We start from the raw sequence: 21,033 nt of genomic DNA, 5'->3' as shown, positions 1-21,033 counted from the left end.
AGGGGGAGATACGGGGACGGGGAGTGTGAGGGTTCTTGCTGGGTTACAGTTAAGAGTCAACGGCTAAGAGTCAATACCTTGTTAGGGAACAACCAGAACCGGACAGGGAGACAAGTTAATCACGCGGTTAGTGACGCTATCGGCGGCACCTTCTTCGGTGAGACCAGTACCCCGACTGCCGATGACGATTAAATTAGCATCGATTTCATCAGCAACGTCACAAATTGTAAAGGCTGGTTTTCCTTGTCGTTCTAGGGTTTGAACCTGAATGCCCTCCTTAGAAAACAACGCTTGAGCTTGTTCGAGTAAGCCCGCCACTGCTTCCGGGGATGTCATTTGTTCATCATGGGGGGGAGCCTCTACAACTTCAGCATCCGGTTCTACAACCGCCAGAACATAGAGACTAGACCCATAAGTTTTGACAAGGTTGGTCACAATTACAGCCGCTTCGTGGGCTTCACGGCTTTGGTCAACAGCAAATAAAACAGTTTTAAACATAATCGCGCATCTCCGAGACGCGGACTTCGGTAGAATGTTTACGGTGAACGATTGAGTGGTAGACCTCATTGGGTTGACAGACAGTATCAAACTGTCCAAAACCTGACCAATGCTACCTAAATTTAATCTGATTAAGACAAGAACACATCCTAGGAGGATAATCCTGTGTCAAAAAAAACTGTAGCAGATTTATCAGCATCAGATTTATCTGGGAAACGGGTATTAGTCCGCGTTGATTTTAATGTTCCCCTTGATAATGGTTCAATTACCGATGATACACGGATTCGCGCGGCACTGCCGACAATCCAAGATTTAACCTCCAAAGGTGCTAAAGTTATTTTAACCAGCCACTTTGGTCGTCCCAAAGGAATAGACGACTCCATGCGTTTAACCCCTGTGGCAGCCCGGTTATCGGAATTGTTAGGCAAACCTGTTAAGAAATGTGACGATTGTATTGGGGATGAAGTCACCCAAGTCGTTTCTGCTATGCAAAATGGCGATGTCACTGTCTTAGAAAATGTCCGTTTCTATCCCGAAGAAGAAAAAAATGATCCTGAATTTGCTAAAAAATTAGCTTCTGTTGCCGATTTCTACGTTAATGATGCTTTTGGAACTGCCCACCGTGCCCATGCTTCGACTGAAGGCGTAACCCATTATTTGCCTTCTGTGGCGGGTTATTTAATTGAAAAAGAACTCCAGTTTTTACAAGGTGCAATTGAAGAACCTAAACGTCCTTTAGCTGCTATTGTTGGCGGTTCTAAAGTCTCTTCTAAAATTGGTGTAATTGAAGCCCTTTTAGATAAATGCGATAAATTGCTGTTAGGCGGTGGCATGATTTTCACCTTCTATAAAGCTCGTGGTTTAAATGTGGGTAAATCTTTGGTAGAAGAAGATAAACTGGAATTAGCCCGCGAATTAGAAGCGAAAGCTAAAGAAAAAGGCGTGACATTCCTGTTACCTACCGATGTGATTGTTGCGGATAATTTTGCTCCCGATGCCAATGCTGAAACTGTTAGCATTAATGATATTCCCGATGGTTGGATGGGGTTAGATATTGGCCCAAATTCAATTAAAGTCTTCCAAGAAGCGTTAGCCGACTGTAAAACGGTGATTTGGAACGGCCCTATGGGGGTTTTTGAGTTTGAAAAATTTGCGGCGGGAACTAAAGCGATCGCTTTAACTTTAGCAGATTTAACTAAAACAGGCACGATTACCATTATCGGTGGCGGTGATTCCGTTGCGGCTGTTGAACAGTTGAATTTAGGCGAACAAATGAGCCATATTTCCACTGGAGGCGGCGCGAGTTTAGAACTGTTAGAAGGGAAAGTTTTACCCGGAATTGCTGCGTTAGATGACAAGTAATTTTAGGATAATTTAATCCGAACTGTAGGGGATATGGCGGTGTCATTCCCCTACTATTTTTTTGTGAGAATTGCTTTACTCGGTATGAGAATGAACGGTTTTGTTTCTAGGAGTTTCAACTAGCACAGAAACCACAATCAAACTTAATCCAACGATTTTAATTAAAGCGTTGATGGCGTGTGTATATTCCCATTGGTCACGATACTTTGTCCAGTCCTGGGGAACAGGATTTGTTAGCCATCTAGCAAATTCAGCATTCATGGGTGCAACAAACAGTATCCAACTTATAAACGCCACAACTAACAGAATTGCTCCCCCCAACGCCCAATAAAAAGCCGAACTCTTTCTAGGCATTAAAAACACTAACACAATTGCTGTCAAAATAGCACTGATTTCAAAGACTGCACCCACTATGCCAAAATAACGATAAATATTTTCAAAAACGGTTACTCTCACCCAAAGTTGCTGATCAAATTGGATTCTTCGAGGGAGTTCTAGCAAATGCGCCATAGACAAGCTCAGGCTAAACGAAGTCAGCATAATTGTTAGGAATCGCCATATTCTTAAGAGCGTCATTCGGCTTTATCCATTACACTCATTATGGCGTTTAATAATAGATCAGGAATCCAACTCTGTGTAACTATCCAAAGGCATAATTAATATTCGTTGGTTAGTATTGTCGTTTTACCTGTAACTGACATAAACAGTTAAATATATTGAGCATTCCTTGGTCAACTTGAACCGGAATTAGATTCATGGATGCGACGACGTTCGATGATTCGTTCTTCACTGTTTAATTGTAATAAAGTAACCGTTGTCCGACCTTCTGGGGTTAATCCAATCAGGCGATGATCTTCAAGTCTAAAATGCTCAGTCCAAGATTGGGTACGGGGGTGAAATAGAAAGCTAAATTGTCCGGTTTGTGGATCAAATGACCCCAAATCACTACCTTTATAACGGTTACATCGCCAACAGGAATAAGCTAAATTTTCAGCCTCTGTTGCTCCACCATGTTTTTCAGCAATAACGTGATCTACTTCATGGGGGAAGAAACTCAAATCGGCTGGAAGTTGACAATATTCACAACAAAAATTAGCCCGTTCTTCTACAAGGCGACGCAGTTGGGCTGGAATATAAGTCATGGATGAGATTGACCCGTTAGAAAGGGTAAATTGCCTGTTTTTAACAAAATCATCAGATGTTCAATACGTTCATATTCATCGAGTTCCTGTTGTTCGCCGGGAGTTAAATCTCCTCCTAGACGACGACTTAACAGAGTGAGTAACCGAGATTGCATTTCCGGTGTAGGACGAAATTGGGCAATTTCGCTGGGGGTAGGTTGACTACTAAGGAAATTCAGAATGTAGCGATAAACTTGAGCGGGAAGAGGCGGTTGTACCAAACATTGACGCAACAGTTCAGGAAGTTGGTCTCCCAGTTGTATCAATTGGGTGGAGAGATCGTCGGGAACTTCAATGGTAATTTGTGCCATTGGCAATAAAACAATTTTGATAGAGAGATTGGGATTAGCCATTATTATAGTTGGGTTACTCCCTTAACTTTTGGAAAAATTAAACAAATCTCTAAGGCTGATTGTTTTTTGAGGTGAGATGTTGGCTAATCAATTCAGCCGCTAAACGATTTCCGGCAATATTCCAGTGGGTATCATTGGGTTTATAGAGGCGGTTTTGTTGAGCAGCAGCCTTAAAATTAGGTAATAAATCTAAATAATCAATATTGGCTTGTTGTAATTGTTCTGTTAACATTCGGTTTGGAAGTTCAAAGTCTAATAAATTCTCATTCTTAGGATCAAACACTTGTTTGACTTGTTGTTGAAGTTGGGAATTGACTTGAACTTCATCGGGAATAATCACAACGGTTAAGGGAATCTTTTGAGAATCAGAAATTTGTTTAATTTTAAGTAAATCTTGAACCGCATCCTCCACAAAACTTTTAAAAATACCGTCAGCAGGGTTTCTAACAAACATATTACTTTTATTGACAGTATCTTGGAGATATTTTTCATCATTAAATGTGGGTTGATTATCATTATATTTAACCGACGTTGGGTTCATAATTTTACCTTGATAATTGCTTTGAATTTTAATCAAAGATTTAATTAAAGCAATCACATAGGATTTTTCTTCGGTTCGGAGTTTAGCGGTCATGAAATTATCTAAAAAATCATTACCAATATAGAAAAATACCACCACTTTATCGGGATTAAGTTTTAATCCTTCATTCACTAAAATTGATAAATAATCCCTTGGCCCCATTCCGGGTATTCCCATATTAATGACTTCTGTTTTTTGACCGGACTGGTTTAATTTTTCCTCTAAAAGTGTCAAATAATTATATTGATAGGGAACAACACCATAAGCAAAGGAATCTCCTATCCCTAAAATTCGATAAATTCCCGCAGGTTTTTCAACGGTAAATTCAACGTCTTTAAAACCTTGGGAATTTAACTTAAAGTCATAGTCGGGGGCGTTAGGTTTTCCGCGAAATCGATTATAGGAGGAATCATAAAAGACAAAACTGGGATTAATTTTATTATAAATTCTTAAGGTTATTTCGGACATGACAAAGGTAATTAAGGCAATTAAGGCAGTTTGTCCGAGAATTTTACTAAAAGCTTTGAGTTTAAGTTTTTGCATTTTAAATTTTGTTTGAGGAAGGTGGTTGATGTTTAAAAAATTGTTGAGTTTTGTTTAATAACTGATTAAATAGGATATCGGCAGCGAGTTGATTTCCGGCTGTATTCCAGTGAGGTTCCTGTAATAGATATAAGGCACGCTGTTTTTGTTCCGCTTGAAATTGAGGTAAGAAATCAAGATAAGCAATTTGTTGTGTTTTAAGATAGGGAATTAGAAGATTCTGCATACAGATGGGATCATAATTTTTTAAATTTAATTCATATTTTTGGGTGAGTTGATTTAATAATTTAGGGTTGACTTGGAATTCATCAGGATAAATCGCAACGATAAATTGAATATTCTGCTGTTTTAATAGCTTATTCATTTCATCAATGCTTTGGAAAATATAGTTAATATTATCATTCCAGGTTCCATTTTGCAAATCTTTGCGTTTACAAAAGTCTAACCGGGTCTTCTCTGTATCCAGAAAGGTTTCTAACGATAAAATACCCGGAGATTTTTCGGGGGGAGATGAATTAGAAACGAGTTGGAATTGATAGGGGGAGGAAGATGGAATAACAGATTGTTTTTTGGCTTTGGTGGCTTCTTGAAAAACTTTATATTTTTGTTGAAGAAACAGGAGGAAACGAGATTGATTAATAATGGGATAACCGAATATTTTTACTTCTTTGCGTTTATCAATATCAATATAAATATCATTAACAATAATCCGTTTACGGTCAGGGTCAGCATCAATAAAATCATTTCCGACAAAAAACCCTAAGACTACTAAATCAGGATGATATTGTAAAGCATATTTTTTTAATAAGGCTAACTGTTCCCCGGTATGAGTTCCGGGGTATCCAGCATTAATCACTTCAACATTAGGCTTTTGATAATAGCGTTCAAATTGTTTTTCTAATAACGCTGTATAATTTCCGTCTTTTCCTCCCGCCCAGTTAAAGGAATCACTCAGAATTAAAATTCGATAGTTTTCGGGTGGTTTTTGTAAGGAATAATCTCGATCATTAAAGCCAAATTGATTATTTCCATTCGCATAGGGACGAATTTTAAACCCTAAATCTGGATCATATTGATATAGTCCTTGGGATAAATAAGGTTCAAGGACAATCATTAACACTTCTACTAAAAATAAGGGTAAGATTGTCCAACAAAATAACAATAGTAAGCTTTGGCGGAGGGATTTTAAACGCAATTGGGAGAACTTTTTAAACATGAATTAAAATGGAAACAGAAATGAGCGATCGCAAACGTCCTAAACCCAGTTTGTAATATTTAATCTGCTTCGGGTTGAATATCAGAAGCGCGGTAATTTTCAGGGGGAGATAAAGGAACAATTAACACTTTATCGACTCGGTTTCCATCCATATCCATCACTTCAACACGGAGATTTTGCCATTCAAAATGATCCGCCGCCGTTGGAATACGCCCTAAATGGGTAATGACAAACCCGCCAACGGTGTGATAATTTCCTTCTGATTCTTCTAATAAATGTTCTAAATTAAATAACTCCAAAAATTCCTCAACGGGTAACATTCCATCCAACAACCAAGAGCCATCTTCTCGTTGAACTTTCTGGGGTTCTTCGGGATTTTCCCAAGACGGAATATCCCCGACTAATTCCATTAAAATATCATTTAACGTAACTAAGCCTTGAATCACCCCATATTCATCAACCACCAGTGCAAAATGGGTTTCATCCTGTTTAAATAATTCTAAAATTTTTAAAACTGATGTGGTTTCTGGGACAAATAACGGACGGCGTAAATTAGCCGTTAAATCTAAGGGTTGACCCGATAACAATTGGGTTAATAAATCTGTGACTTTAATAAACCCGACAACATGATCTAAATCTTCTTGACAAACTAAAATCCGCGTGTAGGAAGTTTCGGAAATACTTTGACGATTTTCTTCAAGAGAATCATCAATATCAATCCAAAAAATCTCTGGGCGAGGAGTCATTAAAGTTCGCACTTGGCGATCGCCTAATTCAAACACCCGTCCGACAATATTTTGTTCCGCTTCCTCAACAATTCCTGATTTTGTTCCTTGTTCAATCAGAATTTTAATTTCTTCTTCGGTCACTTCTGGTTCTGTCGAGGTATGACTCCCTAAAAACCGAACAATTAATTCTGTAGAGGCACTCAACAAATGAACAATCGGTGAACTAATTCGAGATAACCAACGCATCGGAATAGAAACCGTAGTTGCAATCAATTCAGGAGAATTCAGAGCCAACCGTTTCGGAACTAATTCCCCTATAATTAATGATAAATAGGTAATTGTAATGACAACAACGGTAAAACTAATCGCATTACTATAGGGAGCTAAAATCGGAATTTGCTTGAGTTGGGTTTCTAATCGAGCCGAAATTGCCGCCCCTCCAAACGCCCCTGCTAAAATTCCAATTAAGGTAATTCCCACTTGCACCGTTGAGAGGAATCGATTGGGAGAGTTTGCTAATTCTAAAGCGACTTTTGCTTTTTTATTGCCTTGATTGGCTAACTGTTGTAACCGCACTTTACGGGAAGAAACAATCGCCATTTCGGACATCGCAAAAACCCCATTGGCGAGAATCAGCAGAACAACAATCAAAATTTCTTGGAACACAGATGACATTTTAGGGTGAGGATAGGACGATAAAAGATTACAATAACCGATCACATCTCAATGTGATGATCCTAAACCCCAATGGTCAAATTGTGTCATCTGTGTTTAGGGGGGAAAATAATCTAACTGGTTTCGAGATCGAATCTTCTGAAATTCCTTAAAATATGAGAACAGCTTCTGTAGAGACGCGCCATGGCGCGTCTCTACCCAGGCTATGATCTGTTCCCTGTTCCCTCCTCTATATGACATTTTCCTCTATCGTGCGTGCATTAGGACGATCGCCTCTAACGGCTGAACTCCTCAACAAACTGAATAAATTTCAATCCCTGTATCTCAACGGTATTCCTCGGCTTCCCAAGGGGTTAGTCGCGTCTACTTTGGCCCAGGAGTCGGGATTAAATTTATTCGTTGTCACCGCCACCTTAGAGGAAGCCGGACGCTGGGCGGCGCAACTGGAGGCGATGGGATGGACAACGGTTCACTTTTACCCGACATCCGAGGCGTCCCCCTACGAGTCGGTGTCTTCCGAAGAAATGACCTGGGGACAAATGCAAGTTTTAGCCGACTTAGCGGGACGACTCCAAAACCCTGGTTCTCCGGTTGCGGTGGTCGCCACAGAACGCAGTTTACAACCCCATTTACCCCCCGTTGAGGTCTTTCAACCCTATTGTTTAACGCTGTATCGGGGGATGACGTTTGAAGGAAAAACCCTGGATCAACAGTTGGCTAAATTAGGCTATGAACGGGTAGCCACCGTCGAAACTGAAGGACAATGGAGTCGGCGAGGGGATATTGTCGATATTTTCCCCGTCGCTTCTGAATTACCCGTGCGTTTAGAATGGTTTGGAGATGAATTAGAACAACTTCGAGAACTCGATCCCACCACTCAACGATCGTTAGATAAAATCGAAAGTTTGATTCTTACCCCGACGAATTTTGATGTGATGATTCAGGGGAATTTACCGGAAGCAGAAACCTTAATTACAGAAGTTGTTCCCCCAACTCCGACACCGGAATTTCAACTGGATAATGCTAATTATAAACCGCCCAAATCCTATCATCCTTTATTAGGATTAGCTTTTGAAAAACCCGCTTCTTTATTAGATTATTTAACGGATACTACCTTAATTGTGATCGATGAACTCGATCAATGTTGTGCCCATAGCGATCGCTGGTTAGAACATATTGAAGAACAATGGCAAACTTTACCTGAAAAATTGCCGAAAATTCACCGTTCGTTTACCGATTCTCTCCAAAAAATTGAAGGGTTTGACAAACTCTATTTATCGGAATTAGCAGATTATCAACCCACTTTAATTAATATTGCTGATGTTCCCAGTTTAAATTTATCTTCTCGTCCCGTACCTGCTACCCCCCATCAATTTGCTAAACTCGCGGAACTCATTCGTCAAGAACGACAACGCCATTTTTCTATTTTTCTGGTTTCTGCTCAACCCAGTCGTTCAGTTGCACTCTTGTCCGAACATGATTGTCCGTCTAAATTTATTCCTAACCCCCGTGATTATCCGGCTATTGATAACTTAATTAAAAATACTCCTGTTGCTTTAAAATATACGGGATTAGCAGAATTAGAAGGCTTTATTTTACCGACATTTCGATTAGTTTTAATCACTGATCGAGAATTTTATGGGCAACATTCCCTCGCTACTCCCAGTTATATTAGAAAACGACGACGGGCAACCTCAAAGCAAGTTGACTTAAATAAACTAAGACCCGGTGATTTTGTGGTTCACCGTCAACATGGCGTCGGAAAATTTATTAAATTAGAAAGCTTAGTGATTAATAATGAAACTCGTGAATATTTAGTGTTACAATATGAAGATGGAACCTTACGGGTTGCCGCCGATCAAGTCGGAAGTTTATCACGGTTTAGAAGTGCGGGAGGCAAAGTTCCTCAACTGAATAAACTTACCGGACAAGCGTGGGAAAAAACTAAGGAAAAAGTCAAAAAATCCTTAAAGAAATTAGCCGTTGATTTATTAAAATTATACGCCCAACGTGCCCAACAAACGGGTTATGCGTTCCCCCTGGATATGCCTTGGCAACAGGAACTAGAAGACTCTTTTTCCTATCAACCGACTCCCGATCAAATTAAATCCACCCAAGACGTTAAACGGGATATGGAAAGCGATCGCCCGATGGATCGTTTAGTCTGTGGAGATGTGGGATTTGGGAAAACTGAAGTGGCAATTCGAGCAATTTTTAAAGCAGCTACGGCTGGAAAACAGGTGGCATTATTAGCCCCGACAACAATTTTAACTCAACAACATTATCATACGTTAAAAGAACGATTTGCCCCCTATCCGATTGAAGTTGCCTTACTCAATCGTTTTCGCACTACTTCAGAAAAACAAGAGATTTTAAAACGATTAGCAACGGGGGAAATTGATGTAATTGTCGGAACTCAAGCGTTACTCGGAAAAAACGTTCATTTTAAAGATTTAGGGTTATTAGTCGTTGATGAAGAACAACGATTTGGAGTAAATCAAAAGGAAAAAATTAAAACCTTAAAAACCCATGTCGATGTATTAACCTTAACGGCAACTCCCATTCCTCGAACCTTATATATGGCATTATCAGGAATTCGAGAAATGAGTTTAATTACCACTCCGCCTCCCTCCCGTCGCCCCATTCAAACCCATTTAGCACCGTTAAATTTAGAAACCGTAAGAACCGCTATTCGTCAAGAATTAGATCGAGGGGGACAGGTGTTTTATGTTGTGCCTAGAATAGAAGGAATTGAAGAAAAATCTGCCCAAATTCGTGAGATGATTCCTGGGGTGAGATTAGCGATCGCGCACGGACAAATTGATGCTTCTGAATTAGAATCCATTATGTTAACTTTTAGTTCTGGGGAAGCCGATGTTTTAGTGTGTACAACAATTATTGAATCCGGGTTAGATATTCCCAGAGTTAATACCATTTTAGTTGAAGATGCTCACCGTTTTGGGTTAGCTCAATTGTATCAATTAAGAGGTCGGGTTGGACGTTCAGGAGTGCAAGCTCACGCCTGGTTATTCTATCCCACCACCGCCGATGGACGGGTTAATTTAACCGATGATGCTCGTAAAAGATTAAGGGCGATTCAAGAATTTGCTCAGTTAGGATCGGGTTATCAATTAGCGATGCGAGACTTAGAAATTCGCGGTGCGGGTGATATTTTAGGCGCGGAACAATCCGGTCAAATGGATGTTGTCGGGTTTGATCTTTATAGTGAAATGTTACAGGAAGCCATTCAAGAAGTTAAAGGTCAAGAAATCCCGCAGGTTGATGATACTCAAATTGACTTAAGTTTAACCGCTTTTATTCCTTCTGATTATATCCCCGATTTAGATCAAAAAGTCAGTGCTTATCGGTCAGTCGCGGCTTGTCAAAGTCGAGATGAATTATCTCGCATTCAAGAAGATTGGTGCGATCGTTATGGCCCAATTCCGACTCCAGCCCGTCAATTAATTAGAATTATGGAACTTAAACAAATTGCCAAGAAATTAGGCTTTTCTCGCATTAAACCCGACGGTCAACAACATATCTTATTAGAAACTCCAATGGAAGAACCCGCCTGGAATTTATTAAAAGCCAATTTATCAGAACATTTACATCCTCGATTTGTGTATAGTAAAGGTAAAGTTACTGTTCGGGGATTAGCCGCCGTTAGCGCCGATAAGCAGTTAGAATCTTTGGTGAGTTGGTTGGCTCAAATGCAAACCGCTTTACCGGAGGATTCTGTTGTTTAGATAATTCCAATTTTCAGAGGAACTAAAAAACTATGAACATGAAAGAATTGTTAATTCAGGAAGTAGAAAAAAGTCCCGATTTTATTTTACAAGAAGTTTGGGATTTTCTACAATTCCTTAACGCTAAATATCAGCAAGACAAGTTAGAGATGAGTCTGATGAGTGAATCTTCTTTACAAAAAGATTGGTTACAGCCAGAGGAGGACGAAGCATGGCAGAAATAGTTGTAATGATTCAGCAATAATTTTTGATATGGATTTAAAAAATACAATGATTGATCAAAACTCTTCTCAAACCCCAACCTTTAACCCCTGGAATTATAAACCTTGGTGGTGTCAACCTTGGTCTATTCTATTAACTGGAATCACCTTAATTTTAGGCAGTTGGTTTCTATTCCATATTATTTGGATTACGATTTTAGTGGCTATTCCTTTGTTAGCTTGGATGGGATTTTTTCTGTTGATATGGCCTAAGTTCATGGCGGAGGTTTATGCTCAGGAGTCTTTAAGCAATAAAGATTAAGTGATTAAAACCATGAATCAAGAAGATCAAGAACAATATTTTGTGATCTGTGTTAATCATCAAGATTATCCTGCTTCGTTAGAAGTGAAAAAGATTTATCAATTTATTCCTGATGAACAAGCAACTCATCATCAAATGATTCGTGTTATTGATGAATCGAATGAAGATTATCTTTATCCAGCCGATTATTTTTAGAACATCAATTAGGCATTATAGCAATCCTATTTAATTGGATAAAAATAACTGTAGGGGTTGGGTTACCCAACCCAGATCCCTAGAGGGTTTGGCAACCAAACCCCTACCATAAAAAATAGAGTCAGGGACACTTAAGAGTGATAAAATATTAATGAAAACAATTAAATTTATTGATTTATTTGCCGGAATTGGTGGGATTAGACTCGGATTTGAAAAAGCTGCTTCTTCATTAGGATTTAAACCCCAATGTTTACTCAGTAGTGAAATTAATCAAGATTCAAGATGGGTTTATAAAGCGAATTTTAAAGAACAGTCTTTAGGTGATATTAGAACTATTGAACACTTACCAGAACATGATGTTTTACTGGCTGGTTTTCCTTGTCAAAAGTGTTATTTAGTGAAATTTATTTGCTGACCTATCCTACAATTTAAAGGTTATTAGCTAATAACCGAGATCTGCAACCTGAGTCAATTTAATAAAACTTCTGCTAAATATTCATATTGAGATAAATGATTATAAATTTGGGCAGAAATTCTGATTAAAGGTTGATTGTCATCATCCCAAGGCATAATCGGAACTTCAATTTTATATTCTTTCCAGAGTTTTTGATTCAAATCGGAGAAACCTTGCCATCTTTTCCCTAATGGTAAAACCGCCATTGAACCGATTAGATGATCAGGACAAGGTAAAGGAATATCTAATTTTTCTGCTAATAATTTTCGAGCATTTACCGCTAAATTATGATTAGTTTTGATTAATTCTGACCATCCTCCGGGTAACAGAGAACCCATAAAATTAATAGCTTCAGGAATCGATAAATAAGCACTGGGATCAGGGGTTCCTGTCCAGTCAAATTCTAATAAAAATCGAGAGCGATCGCGTCGGGTAGAATTAGCTCCATGACTAATCGTAAGGGGACGAATCAACCCTTGTTTATCTTGTTGTACTGCTAAAAACGCGGCTCCTTTGGGTGCAGATAACCATTTATGGCAATTTCCAGTATAGTAAGTTGCCTTAATTTCTTGTAAATTTAAAGCTAACATTCCCGGTGCATGGGCTCCATCGATCAGAGTGTCTATTCCTAAATAATTTAATTTTTGAATCATCTCTTGAATCGGAAAAATCAACCCCGTTTGACTGGTAATATGATCAATTAATACTAATTTTGTGCGAGGAGAAACCTTTGCCATTACTGCTTCAATAATTTGTTGAGATGAAGTGATAAAAAAAGGAATATCTGCTATAATAATTTTAGCTCCTGTGCGAGAGGCAACAAAGTCTAAAACATTGCGACAGGCATTATATTCATGATTGGTGGTGAGGAGTTCATCTTGTTCTGAAAAAGAAAGTGATCGCAAAACCGTATTGATCCCTGTTGTTGCATTCGGAACAAAGACCAAATCTTCAGAATTTGCCCCTACAAAATCAGCTAACTGTTGTCTAGCCTGATCCAGTAAAATTTCATATTCTCGGACAAAAAAATGGAAAGGTTGCTGTTCAAGTTGTTGTCGAAATTGATATTGAGCGTCTAAAATTGGAATCGGACAAGCACCAAAAGCACCATGATTCAGAAAAGTTACCTCTGGATCAAACATCCAATAGCGATGAAAAGCAGAATATTCAGGTTTAGTCTGTGAAGGATTATCTTTCATGTCCGATAATATTAAGAGCTACAATAATCTTAAATCAATCTTGAGCTAATTTATTTTGAACCACTGTTTCAGAATCCTTGTAAATTAGGAAGAAAGTATGCTTTCCTTAAGTCAATGGTAATGGCCAGCTTTTTCCGGTTCTGGCGACATCTCAAATGGGTAAAGTGGGAACCTTGTTCAGTTCACACCCATTTAGTAAAACTGATTGCTGACAGTGCTGATTGCGTCGCTGATCTATTAATTGCCTTGTTTCCTATCCTAATCAAAGGACTCAAAAGGATTCATCGGCGAATGATGCGTTTTTGCTGTTTTTTTCTGTATTTGAATCGCAGAACCTTCAAACAGCTAATTCAAGCCAGCCTAGAACAACGATTACCAGGTTTTGCGGCGGAAATGGCTTATCATGCTACCCTCGCTTTATTTCCAGCCGTATTAGCTTTATTAATTGCTATTAGTTCATTTCAATTAGTACAAACTGAACTCTATCAAATGGCAATCTTACTGAGTCAGATTGTCCCGGAAGAGGTACAGGATTTAATTGGAAATGGCATTAAGCAATTATCCCTCACGCCGAGTTCTAGTTTACTCTCGTTTAGTTTTCTGGTTTCTTTGTGGATTTTTTCAGGTGTTATTGGTGCAGCGATGGACGCATTAAATCATATTCATCGCGTTAAAAAGGATCATCTTCGACCTTTTTGGAAAAATAAATTAATTGCCTTAGCTTTAGCATTAGGGACTCTATTATTATTAATTTCAGCATCAGCATTAGTCTTAATTAGTGACTTGATTGTTGAAGGAATGGCTCGGCAAAGTTGTATGCTTGAGACGGTTGGTAATTGTGCTTTAGAGGATTTAGCAATTTGTATGATCAAACCTCCAGTACAAAGTTGTTTATTAGAATCAACTCTATTAGAAACCTGGAAACAATTTCGCTGGCCGATAACGTTAGGAATTGTTTCCACAAACTATGCGTTTATTTATCGTTATGCACCCAGTTACCGAGAACCCGGAACTCCGTTGATGCCGGGAGCGATTTTAGCGGCTGTATTTTGGGCATTTGTGTCTAATTTATTTCGCTGGTATGTTTACCATTTTGGTAATTTTAATATTACCTATGGCACAATTGGCGGTTTCGTTGTCTTATTACTTTGGCTGCAAATCAGTTCATTGATTATGTTGATTGGCGCTCAACTTAATGTTATTGTGGGAGATGCCATGAAAACCAACTCCTAAGCAATGAATCAAGCTCTAACATTACAAACCATTGCTGAACAAGTTCAAGAATTACTGCAAGCTGAAACGGTTGTTGTTATGCTGGCAGAATCTTCCGGTGAGCAAGTTTATCATGCAGCCGCCGTTGGCAAATATGCAACAAATATTGTGGGAAAACGCGGAGATGCAGCGACATCCGGTTTACCGGGAATAGTGTTTAAAGGTTCATGTCCTGTTTTAGTCGAAAATACCAAGGGAGATCCTCGAGTTCGCCAAGATACTGCACAAACCTGGGGAATTAAGAGTGCTTTAGCAATACCTTTATTTTTCCAAGGTCAACTTTGGGGTGCTTTAATGGCTTTAAATCGTTTAGACGCTGAAAGCTTTACTGAACAAGATCAGCAAAAGTTAGTCAAGTATGGAGCAACGATTTCCGATTACCTTCCCCTCTCTCAACATTCAGAATCCACAAGTTAGAATGAAGGTATGCAGGATCAAAGAGACCTGGAAAAAACGAAAATCCGCGACGTTACTCCCGGCTTTGTCCATTGGGCCTCAAGCGGGAGTTGTGGCGCGGTTCATTCAGAGTGAGGTTTTAGGTTGTAAAATCCCTAAAACTAGAACATCCGTTTTTTGCGGAAAGCACGTCTTTGACGTTGGTTAGCGATGGCTTTACGCTTACGCTTTTCTGGAGGGGTTTCAAAGTGACGTTTTTTTCTAACGTCCGCCAAAATGCCAGCCTTAGAAACTTCACGCTTAAAACGTCTTAAGGCTGACTCTAGCTGTTCATTTTCACCCAGAATAACTTGGGTCATGTCCTCTCCTTAATGGTCTACAACAACATTTGAAAATTTTTTGTGAGATTATTCCCCTTATGCCATATTACAGCAATAGGGGAGATCTCGTCCATGTTTGTGATGGCTACAATCCTGGAGATAGTAGGGTATAGAGCCTAAATTTAGCGGCTCACCGAACTTAAAACACCAGTCCCAATTGAGAGGATGAGTAATATCCAAATCACATAACCCGGAATAAAAGCTAAAAAGGATAAGCCCCTGAGCGTCCATAACACAACTAAGACGGTTGTGATGAATGCAAACAGATAGGAGAAAATCAGCTTTTGGGAATCAGGATGTCGAGTCACAAAGAGTACCAAGACTGGAAATGCTCCTTTATAGCTTAACCTAAGAGTTCAAAGCTATTTGGAGTAATTAAATCTACCGATATACCCGCAAGACGGGCTAAGGATTGATCCCCTACCCGAATTAAGGTAGAAGTTCCATCTTGGGTGAGGGTTAATTGATTAAACGTTAAACCATTAGCCAAGACTAAAATATCTTCTCCGACTTGGAAATCAATAATTTGGTCAAACCCAGTTTCAGCAGACATAATAAAGCGATCGCGACCACTGCCTCCACTGATTAAATCATCACCGAGATCCCCAAACAACCAATCATCCCCTAGGCCTCCGCCCAAGGTATCATTTTGTTGTCCACTGTAGAGGGTGTCATTGCCATCACCACCACAGAGTATATTTTCTCCCTCATTGGCCGACAGTAGATCGTTACCCGCACCGCCACTTAATTGATCTTTAGCTGAACTATCGTTAACGGTATTATTTTGGCCCAGACCGCCATAGAGGGTATCATCTCCATCACCCCCGCAGAGAATATCCGTACCTTGGTCGCCGTACAGGACATCATTTCCAGCATCTCCATAGAGCATATCATCCTGCTCACCGCCATAGGCCGTATCATCGCCCTCACCGCCCAGGAGGGTGTCGTTGTTGCGGTTGCCAGATATCCAATCATTTCCGGCTCCTCCCCAAAGCAGATCCGGCCCATCTTCAGTATTGTTGATTTCATCAAGATCATCCCCCATGTCCAGATCATCGCCATAGAGGGTGTCATTACCCTGATCTCCATAGATCGTATCCGTACCTAACTCACCCCGGAGGAGATCGTCACCTTGACCGCCAAACACAAAATCATTGCCAGGGCCAGCATAAACCGTATCGTTGCCAACACCGCCTTGGAGTAAATCGTCTTCTGTGTAGCCATAGAGGACATCCTGTTCCTCGTCTGCGTTAACAACATCATCACTGGGACTGCCAATAACGGTATCATTCCCCTGATCACCATAGAGAGTATCGTTACCGTGGTCTCCAAAAATTAGGTCATCATTTTGACCCCCATATCCGATATCGTTGCCGTCCCCTGCGCTCAGGGTATCGTTGTTCTCATTACCCGATAGAAAATCATCTCCAGTACCCCCACTCAGCCAATCTCGCCCTTCCGAGTCTTGGGGAACATCAGGATCATCAATTCCGGCTAAGAGGGTGTCATTTCCCTCTTGACCCTGAAGGGTATCATTGCCATAACTACCCCGAAGTAGATCATCACCCTCGCCTCCTTCAACCCAATCATTACCGGATAAAGCATCAACGGTATCATTTCCTTCACCCGCGTAGACATTTTCATTCCCTGTAAAGGCTGTAATCAAATCATCCCCACCAAAGGTAAAGATACTTTGATCTGCACTATCCGCGCTCACAAGATCATTACCCTCTATTCCATTGAGAATACTTGAAGGGGGATTAGGGGAAGTTAAACCCAGTATCGGTGGTTCAGGGAATACGACATTCGGTAACTCTGGAGCAGGGAGACAGATATTACACTCAGAATTTTCCCTAGATGACGGTGGTGTAGTTTCTGGCGTGGGTGTGGGTTCTGGCGTGGGTGTGGGTTCTGGCGTAGGTGCGGGTTCTGGCGTGGGTGCGGGTTCTGGCGTAGGTGCGGGTTCTGGCGTAGGTGCGGGTTCTGGCGTGGGTGTAGTTTCTGGTGTGGGTGTGGGTTCTGGCGTAGGTGTGGGTGTGGGTTCTGGCGTAGGTGCGGGTTCTGGCGTAGGTGCGGGTGTGGGTTCTGGCGTAGGTGCGGGTGTGGGTTCTGGCGTGGGTGCAGCTACTACAGAAATGGTTAAGGTTGCCGGATTAGACGTTGCTCCGAAACTGTCCGTTGCCAGATAATTGAGAACAAAGGAACCCGCAAAGCCGGAATTAGGACTAAATGTTAAGGTTTGAGCTTGTTCTGGGGTAAGTGCGGTGACTGAACTGATATCGGTAATCGGGGTTTGACCTAAGAATAAGGTTCCTTGTTGAAAAGTCGGCAAGTTGGTAAGACTATAGCTAACGATACTTCCGGTTAAATCCGTTGCGATTAAATCCGGTAATTCCACCGAATCGGAAGTATTGAAAACCTCTGAAAGCGTCAGATTTTCCGCCACAGGAGGTTGATTAGGAATCGTCACCCCAACTTTGGCAGGATTAGAGGGACTTCCTTGATTATCCTCAACGGTATAACTCAGGGTTGCAACTCCAGCAAACCCTGGAACCGGAGTAAAGGTAATATTGCCCTGATCATCAACCTCAAAGGTTCCTTGATTGTCCAGAGTAATAGTTTTTTGTTGGCCTGGAGTATTGGGGTCAAGATCCACAGTAGCTAAATTAAGCGTGCCATCGGGGTCAGTGACCTGATCAGCAATATTAAAGGTAATCGGGGTATTAGGAGAGGTTTCCAGACTTTCATCCGTAGCAATCGGAGGTTGATTGGGTAGGGGTTGAAAGTTTAAGTTCAGAGTCGTCGCTGGAGAGGTTGCGCCTTTGTCATCCGTGACCGTAAAACTAAAGCCACCGCCATCGAAGTTACCCGTCGATTGAAATTGCAATTGAGCCGCTTCTTCTGGGGTCAAAACCTGATTGAGTGTTACAGGTTGACCATTGAGGAGTAGTACCCCATCCGCCGGATCGGGGAGTTGAGTAATGGTAATACTCGTGATTGTACCATCGGTATCTGTTCCTGAAAGCGGAGGTAGGTTGACGGTGCTATTGGGTTGTACAGGCAGATCTACAGCATTGGCAACTGGGGGCAAATTCACCTCAATGGGAACGAGAGACACTGTAGCTGCTGTCGGAGAAGTTAATCCTTCGTTATCTATGGTTTTATAAGCAAAAACAACCTCATTTGAAGAGCCCGTCGATTGAAATTGCAGTTGCGCCGCTTCTTCTGGTGTGAGAATTTGATTGAGTTCGACAGGTTTTCCATTCAACAACAGCACACCATCGGCGGGATCGGGGAGTTGAGTTATCGTAAAACCCGTGATCGTACCATCAGGATCAGTACCTGATAACGGGGGAATAAAGGAGGTACTATTGGGCAAGAAGGGAACGTTCAGGTTATTGGCGGTAGGAGGTTGGTTAACGTCCACCACGACTAAATCCACCGTTGCCGACTGTACTGAAACCTTACCCTGATCATCCGTAGCCGTGTAACTAAAGCTACCACCGTCAAAATTGCTTGTTGCTTGAAATTGCAGTTGAGATGCCTGTTCAGGTGTAACAGTTTGATTCAGGGTGACAGGGTTTTCATTCAGTAATAACAGGCCATCAGCCGGATCTGGTAAAGCAGTAATTGTATAATTGGCAACGGTTCCATCGGCATCTGTCCCTGATAGACTCGGTAGATTTACGGTGGTATTCGGGACAATCAGAGTATTGAAGTTATTGGGAATGGGAGGTTGATTAACTGGAGGTTCAATCAAGCCAATATTTCCATCTGCCTCAGAAATCAAACCTTGGTTATCCGTGACTGTGAAACTAAAACCACTGCCATTAAAGCTACCTGTAGATTGAAATTGCAGGCGAGAAGCTTGTTCAGGTGTCAAAACCTGATTGGCTGTTACAGGTTGACCATCGAGGAGAAGCACCCCATCCTCTGGATCTGGCAATTGAGTAATGGTAAAACTTGCTACTGTACCATCAGGATCGCTGCCTGATAAGCTGACAGGAACAGTAGTATTAGGGGTGACAGAAACGTTGAGATTATTCGCCACAGGGGGTTGATTCACCACAGGCGCGATTAAACTAACAACAGCAACTCCTGGGGAACTTAAACCTTGGTTATCCGTGACAATGTAGTTAAACTGGCTACCATCAAAAGTTCCTGTAGATTGGAATTGCAGTTGTGCCGCTTCTTCAGGCGTTAAAACCTGATTTAACTCCACAGGTTGACCATTGAGCAGCAATATCCCATCGGTTGCATCCGGTAAGCTGGTAATGGTGATAGTCGCGATTGTTCCATCCGGATCTTGTCCCGATAAAGAAACAAGTACGGTACTATTCTGAGTTAAAGTAAGGTTGATATTATTAGCAGTCGGAGGTTGATTTACGGTAGGCTGAATCAGTGTTACCGTAGCTGGAGTGGAGTCAGTGGCTCCTTGATTATCCGTAACGGTATAACCAAAACTACCCCCATTAAAGGTTCCTATGGCTTGGAACTCCAGTTGTGTCGCTTCTTCTGGGGTTAAAACCTGATTCAACTGTACAGGTTGACCATTGAGCAGCAATATCCCATCGGCTGCATCCGGTAAGCTGGTAATTGTAAAACTAGCAATAGTACCATCAAAGTCACTTCCTGATAGTGAGATAGGAATCTTACTATTGGGTAAAACCGCAGCATTCAGGCTGTCAGCCACCGGAGAAATATTCTCTGGTGCTGGTGTCGGTGAAGGTGTTGGTAACGGTGTGGGAGTTGGTTCCGGCGTTGGTGTCGGTGTGGGATTCGGTGGCGGTGTGGGAGTCGGTTCCGGCGTTGGTGTCGGTGTCGGTGTTGGTGTCGGTGTTGGTGTTGGTGTTGGTGTTGGTGTTGGTGTTGGAGATGGTGTTGGAGATGGTGTTGGTGTTGGTGTTGGATTCGGAATAATATTAATGGTTGTTTGAGCAATATTACTATCATTATCTCCGTCATTCAGTACCACTGAAATATTCCGAGGGCTGAGGTTGGGGTTGCTGCTATTGTTGCTAAATTGAATTCCTTTAATAGCGGTTTGATAGTTGCTTAAACTGCTACTCCCCGTTAAATTCACGGTGATTTGTCCAGCCACACTGGTGTCAATTGTTCCGCTAATTCCTGTGGGGAATGTGGGCAGGGTTAAATTGTCTGCTGTTTGAGCGTTCGTCAGGGTAATAATCGCACTTTCGATATTAGTATCGTCTAGGTCTGTGATACTAATATCTGTATCAGCTATAGCTATTCCTGTACTGTTTTCGGTGAAGGTTGTGCTGTAGTTGTTTCCGGGTGTACTCCCATCTAGGTCAATAATTGGCGGGTCGTTACTGGCGTCAATATTAATTGTTGTTGTGGCAATATTACTATTATTATCTCCGTCATTAACAACGACGTTAATTGTCCGAGGGGTGAGGTCGGGGTTATCACTACTATTGCTAAATTGAATTCCTTGAATGGCGGTTTGATAGTTGCTTAAACTGCTTCCTCCACTCAGGGTAATGATGATTTTTCCGGGGTCTGTTGTGTCAAAACTCTCTACACTAATACCCGTTGGTAATGTGGGGGGAAGGATGAGAGTATCTCCCGGTTTAACATTGGTTAGGGTAATAATCGCACTTTCGATATTAGTATCGTCTAGGTCTGTGATACTAATATCTGTATCAGCTATAGCTATTCCTGTACTGTTTTCGGTGAAGGTTGTGCTGTAGTTGTTTCCGGGTGTACTCC

Annotated in this window: 18 protein-coding genes; 8 read left to right on the top strand and 10 right to left on the bottom strand. The window is 41.1% G+C overall.

What is annotated here, in order from left to right; translation table 11 throughout:
* Positions 1 to 81: 81 nt before the first annotated feature.
* Positions 82 to 498 (bottom strand): universal stress protein, encoded by a 417-nt coding sequence (locus tag IQ236_RS24255; RefSeq protein WP_190523023.1) that lies wholly within the window; start codon positions 496 to 498, stop codon positions 82 to 84.
* A 165-nt stretch (positions 499 to 663) separates the two neighbouring features.
* Here IQ236_RS24255 and IQ236_RS24250 point away from each other — a divergent pair, with 165 nt between their 5' ends.
* A complete protein-coding gene (locus IQ236_RS24250; protein WP_193871658.1) occupies positions 664 to 1,860 on the top strand; it encodes a phosphoglycerate kinase in 1,197 nt (398 codons plus the stop codon).
* Between the two features lie 75 nt (positions 1,861 to 1,935).
* Here the strand turns inward: IQ236_RS24250 and IQ236_RS24245 are convergent, their stop codons facing one another.
* From IQ236_RS24245 to IQ236_RS24220, 6 genes are all read right to left on the bottom strand, one after another.
* Positions 1,936 to 2,370 (bottom strand): hypothetical protein, encoded by a 435-nt coding sequence (locus IQ236_RS24245; RefSeq protein WP_322744342.1) that lies wholly within the window; start codon positions 2,368 to 2,370, stop codon positions 1,936 to 1,938.
* 221 nt (positions 2,371 to 2,591) lie between these two features.
* Positions 2,592 to 3,002 (bottom strand): HNH endonuclease, encoded by a 411-nt coding sequence (locus tag IQ236_RS24240; RefSeq protein ID WP_193871656.1) that lies wholly within the window; start codon positions 3,000 to 3,002, stop codon positions 2,592 to 2,594.
* Positions 2,999 to 3,394 carry a hypothetical protein gene (locus tag IQ236_RS24235; RefSeq protein ID WP_228041833.1) on the bottom strand — a complete coding sequence of 132 codons (396 nt, stop codon included), beginning with the start codon at positions 3,392 to 3,394 and terminating at the stop codon, positions 2,999 to 3,001. The genes IQ236_RS24240 and IQ236_RS24235 overlap by 4 nt, the downstream gene beginning before the upstream one ends.
* A 49-nt stretch (positions 3,395 to 3,443) precedes the next feature.
* Entirely contained in the window at positions 3,444 to 4,517 is a 1,074-nt protein-coding gene (locus IQ236_RS24230; protein ID WP_193871655.1) for an SGNH/GDSL hydrolase family protein, read from the bottom strand.
* A gap of 1 nt (position 4,518) precedes the next feature.
* Positions 4,519 to 5,733, bottom strand: a complete 1,215-nt coding sequence (locus IQ236_RS24225; RefSeq protein WP_193871654.1) for an alginate O-acetyltransferase AlgX-related protein — start codon at positions 5,731 to 5,733, stop codon at positions 4,519 to 4,521.
* 59 nt (positions 5,734 to 5,792) lie between these two features.
* Positions 5,793 to 7,136 carry a hemolysin family protein gene (locus IQ236_RS24220; RefSeq protein ID WP_193871653.1) on the bottom strand — a complete coding sequence of 448 codons (1,344 nt, stop codon included), beginning with the start codon at positions 7,134 to 7,136 and terminating at the stop codon, positions 5,793 to 5,795.
* A gap of 233 nt (positions 7,137 to 7,369) precedes the next feature.
* Between IQ236_RS24220 and mfd the strand changes: the two genes are divergently transcribed.
* The 5 genes from mfd (at position 7,370) to IQ236_RS24195 (ending at position 12,014) form a co-directional block, all read left to right on the top strand.
* A complete protein-coding gene (gene mfd, locus IQ236_RS24215; RefSeq protein WP_193871652.1) occupies positions 7,370 to 10,882 on the top strand; it encodes a transcription-repair coupling factor in 3,513 nt (1,170 codons plus the stop codon).
* Between the two features lie 32 nt (positions 10,883 to 10,914).
* On the top strand, positions 10,915 to 11,106 hold the full coding sequence (locus IQ236_RS24210) for a DUF2281 domain-containing protein (RefSeq protein WP_193871651.1): 192 nt from the start codon (positions 10,915 to 10,917) through the stop codon (positions 11,104 to 11,106).
* A gap of 46 nt (positions 11,107 to 11,152) precedes the next feature.
* Positions 11,153 to 11,404: a DUF6737 family protein gene (locus IQ236_RS24205; RefSeq protein WP_193871650.1), complete on the top strand. Its 252-nt coding sequence runs from the start codon at positions 11,153 to 11,155 to the stop codon at positions 11,402 to 11,404.
* Positions 11,405 to 11,416: 12 nt separating this feature from the next.
* The gene (locus IQ236_RS24200) at positions 11,417 to 11,599 is read left to right on the top strand and encodes a hypothetical protein (RefSeq protein ID WP_193871649.1); all 183 of its coding nucleotides are present in this window, start codon (positions 11,417 to 11,419) and stop codon (positions 11,597 to 11,599) included.
* 151 nt (positions 11,600 to 11,750) lie between these two features.
* Positions 11,751 to 12,014: a DNA cytosine methyltransferase gene (locus tag IQ236_RS24195; RefSeq protein ID WP_193871648.1), complete on the top strand. Its 264-nt coding sequence runs from the start codon at positions 11,751 to 11,753 to the stop codon at positions 12,012 to 12,014.
* A 53-nt stretch (positions 12,015 to 12,067) separates the two neighbouring features.
* Here the strand turns inward: IQ236_RS24195 and IQ236_RS24190 are convergent, their stop codons facing one another.
* Positions 12,068 to 13,252: an aminotransferase class V-fold PLP-dependent enzyme gene (locus tag IQ236_RS24190; RefSeq protein WP_193871647.1), complete on the bottom strand. Its 1,185-nt coding sequence runs from the start codon at positions 13,250 to 13,252 to the stop codon at positions 12,068 to 12,070.
* Positions 13,253 to 13,543: 291 nt separating this feature from the next.
* Here IQ236_RS24190 and IQ236_RS24185 point away from each other — a divergent pair, with 291 nt between their 5' ends.
* Positions 13,544 to 14,485, top strand: coding sequence for a YihY/virulence factor BrkB family protein (locus tag IQ236_RS24185; protein WP_228041832.1), 942 nt, complete (start codon positions 13,544 to 13,546; stop codon positions 14,483 to 14,485).
* Between the two features lie 3 nt (positions 14,486 to 14,488).
* Positions 14,489 to 14,941 (top strand): GAF domain-containing protein, encoded by a 453-nt coding sequence (locus tag IQ236_RS24180; protein WP_193871646.1) that lies wholly within the window; start codon positions 14,489 to 14,491, stop codon positions 14,939 to 14,941.
* A 140-nt stretch (positions 14,942 to 15,081) separates the two neighbouring features.
* On the opposite strand, the gene rpsU is transcribed toward IQ236_RS24180, so the two are convergent.
* Both rpsU and IQ236_RS24170 read right to left on the bottom strand, forming a co-directional pair.
* Positions 15,082 to 15,279 carry a 30S ribosomal protein S21 gene (gene rpsU / locus IQ236_RS24175; protein ID WP_006616180.1) on the bottom strand — a complete coding sequence of 66 codons (198 nt, stop codon included), beginning with the start codon at positions 15,277 to 15,279 and terminating at the stop codon, positions 15,082 to 15,084.
* A 364-nt stretch (positions 15,280 to 15,643) separates the two neighbouring features.
* Positions 15,644 to 21,033: tandem-95 repeat protein (locus IQ236_RS24170; protein ID WP_193871645.1), on the bottom strand; the 5,390-nt coding region annotated here is incomplete at its 5' end.

The sequence above is a fragment of the Planktothrix mougeotii LEGE 06226 genome, assembly GCF_015207485.1.
GTDB lineage: Bacteria > Cyanobacteriota > Cyanobacteriia > Cyanobacteriales > Microcoleaceae > Planktothrix.
The sequence above is the reverse complement of the archived record's forward strand: the minus strand, read 5'-3'. Positions and strand labels throughout refer to the sequence as shown.

Bases quoted from the DNA above. Each gene is read 5' to 3' on its own strand.
- IQ236_RS24240 (WP_193871656.1), bottom strand. From the start codon at position 3,002: ATGACTTATATTCCAGCCCAACTGCGTCGCCTTGTAGAAGAACGGGCT.
- IQ236_RS24185 (WP_228041832.1), top strand. From the start codon at position 13,544: ATGATGCGTTTTTGCTGTTTTTTTCTGTATTTGAATCGCAGAACCTTC.
- mfd (WP_193871652.1), top strand. From the start codon at position 7,370: ATGACATTTTCCTCTATCGTGCGTGCATTAGGACGATCGCCTCTAACG.
- IQ236_RS24190 (WP_193871647.1), bottom strand. From the start codon at position 13,252: ATGAAAGATAATCCTTCACAGACTAAACCTGAATATTCTGCTTTTCAT.
- IQ236_RS24220 (WP_193871653.1), bottom strand. From the start codon at position 7,136: ATGTCATCTGTGTTCCAAGAAATTTTGATTGTTGTTCTGCTGATTCTC.
- IQ236_RS24230 (WP_193871655.1), bottom strand. From the start codon at position 4,517: ATGCAAAAACTTAAACTCAAAGCTTTTAGTAAAATTCTCGGACAAACT.
- IQ236_RS24235 (WP_228041833.1), bottom strand. From the start codon at position 3,394: ATGGCTAATCCCAATCTCTCTATCAAAATTGTTTTATTGCCAATGGCA.
- IQ236_RS24200 (WP_193871649.1), top strand. From the start codon at position 11,417: ATGAATCAAGAAGATCAAGAACAATATTTTGTGATCTGTGTTAATCAT.
- IQ236_RS24195 (WP_193871648.1), top strand. From the start codon at position 11,751: ATGAAAACAATTAAATTTATTGATTTATTTGCCGGAATTGGTGGGATT.
- IQ236_RS24205 (WP_193871650.1), top strand. From the start codon at position 11,153: ATGATTGATCAAAACTCTTCTCAAACCCCAACCTTTAACCCCTGGAAT.
- IQ236_RS24245 (WP_322744342.1), bottom strand. From the start codon at position 2,370: ATGGCGCATTTGCTAGAACTCCCTCGAAGAATCCAATTTGATCAGCAA.
- IQ236_RS24225 (WP_193871654.1), bottom strand. From the start codon at position 5,733: ATGTTTAAAAAGTTCTCCCAATTGCGTTTAAAATCCCTCCGCCAAAGC.
- IQ236_RS24180 (WP_193871646.1), top strand. From the start codon at position 14,489: ATGAATCAAGCTCTAACATTACAAACCATTGCTGAACAAGTTCAAGAA.
- rpsU (WP_006616180.1), bottom strand. From the start codon at position 15,279: ATGACCCAAGTTATTCTGGGTGAAAATGAACAGCTAGAGTCAGCCTTA.
- IQ236_RS24210 (WP_193871651.1), top strand. From the start codon at position 10,915: ATGAACATGAAAGAATTGTTAATTCAGGAAGTAGAAAAAAGTCCCGAT.
- IQ236_RS24255 (WP_190523023.1), bottom strand. From the start codon at position 498: ATGTTTAAAACTGTTTTATTTGCTGTTGACCAAAGCCGTGAAGCCCAC.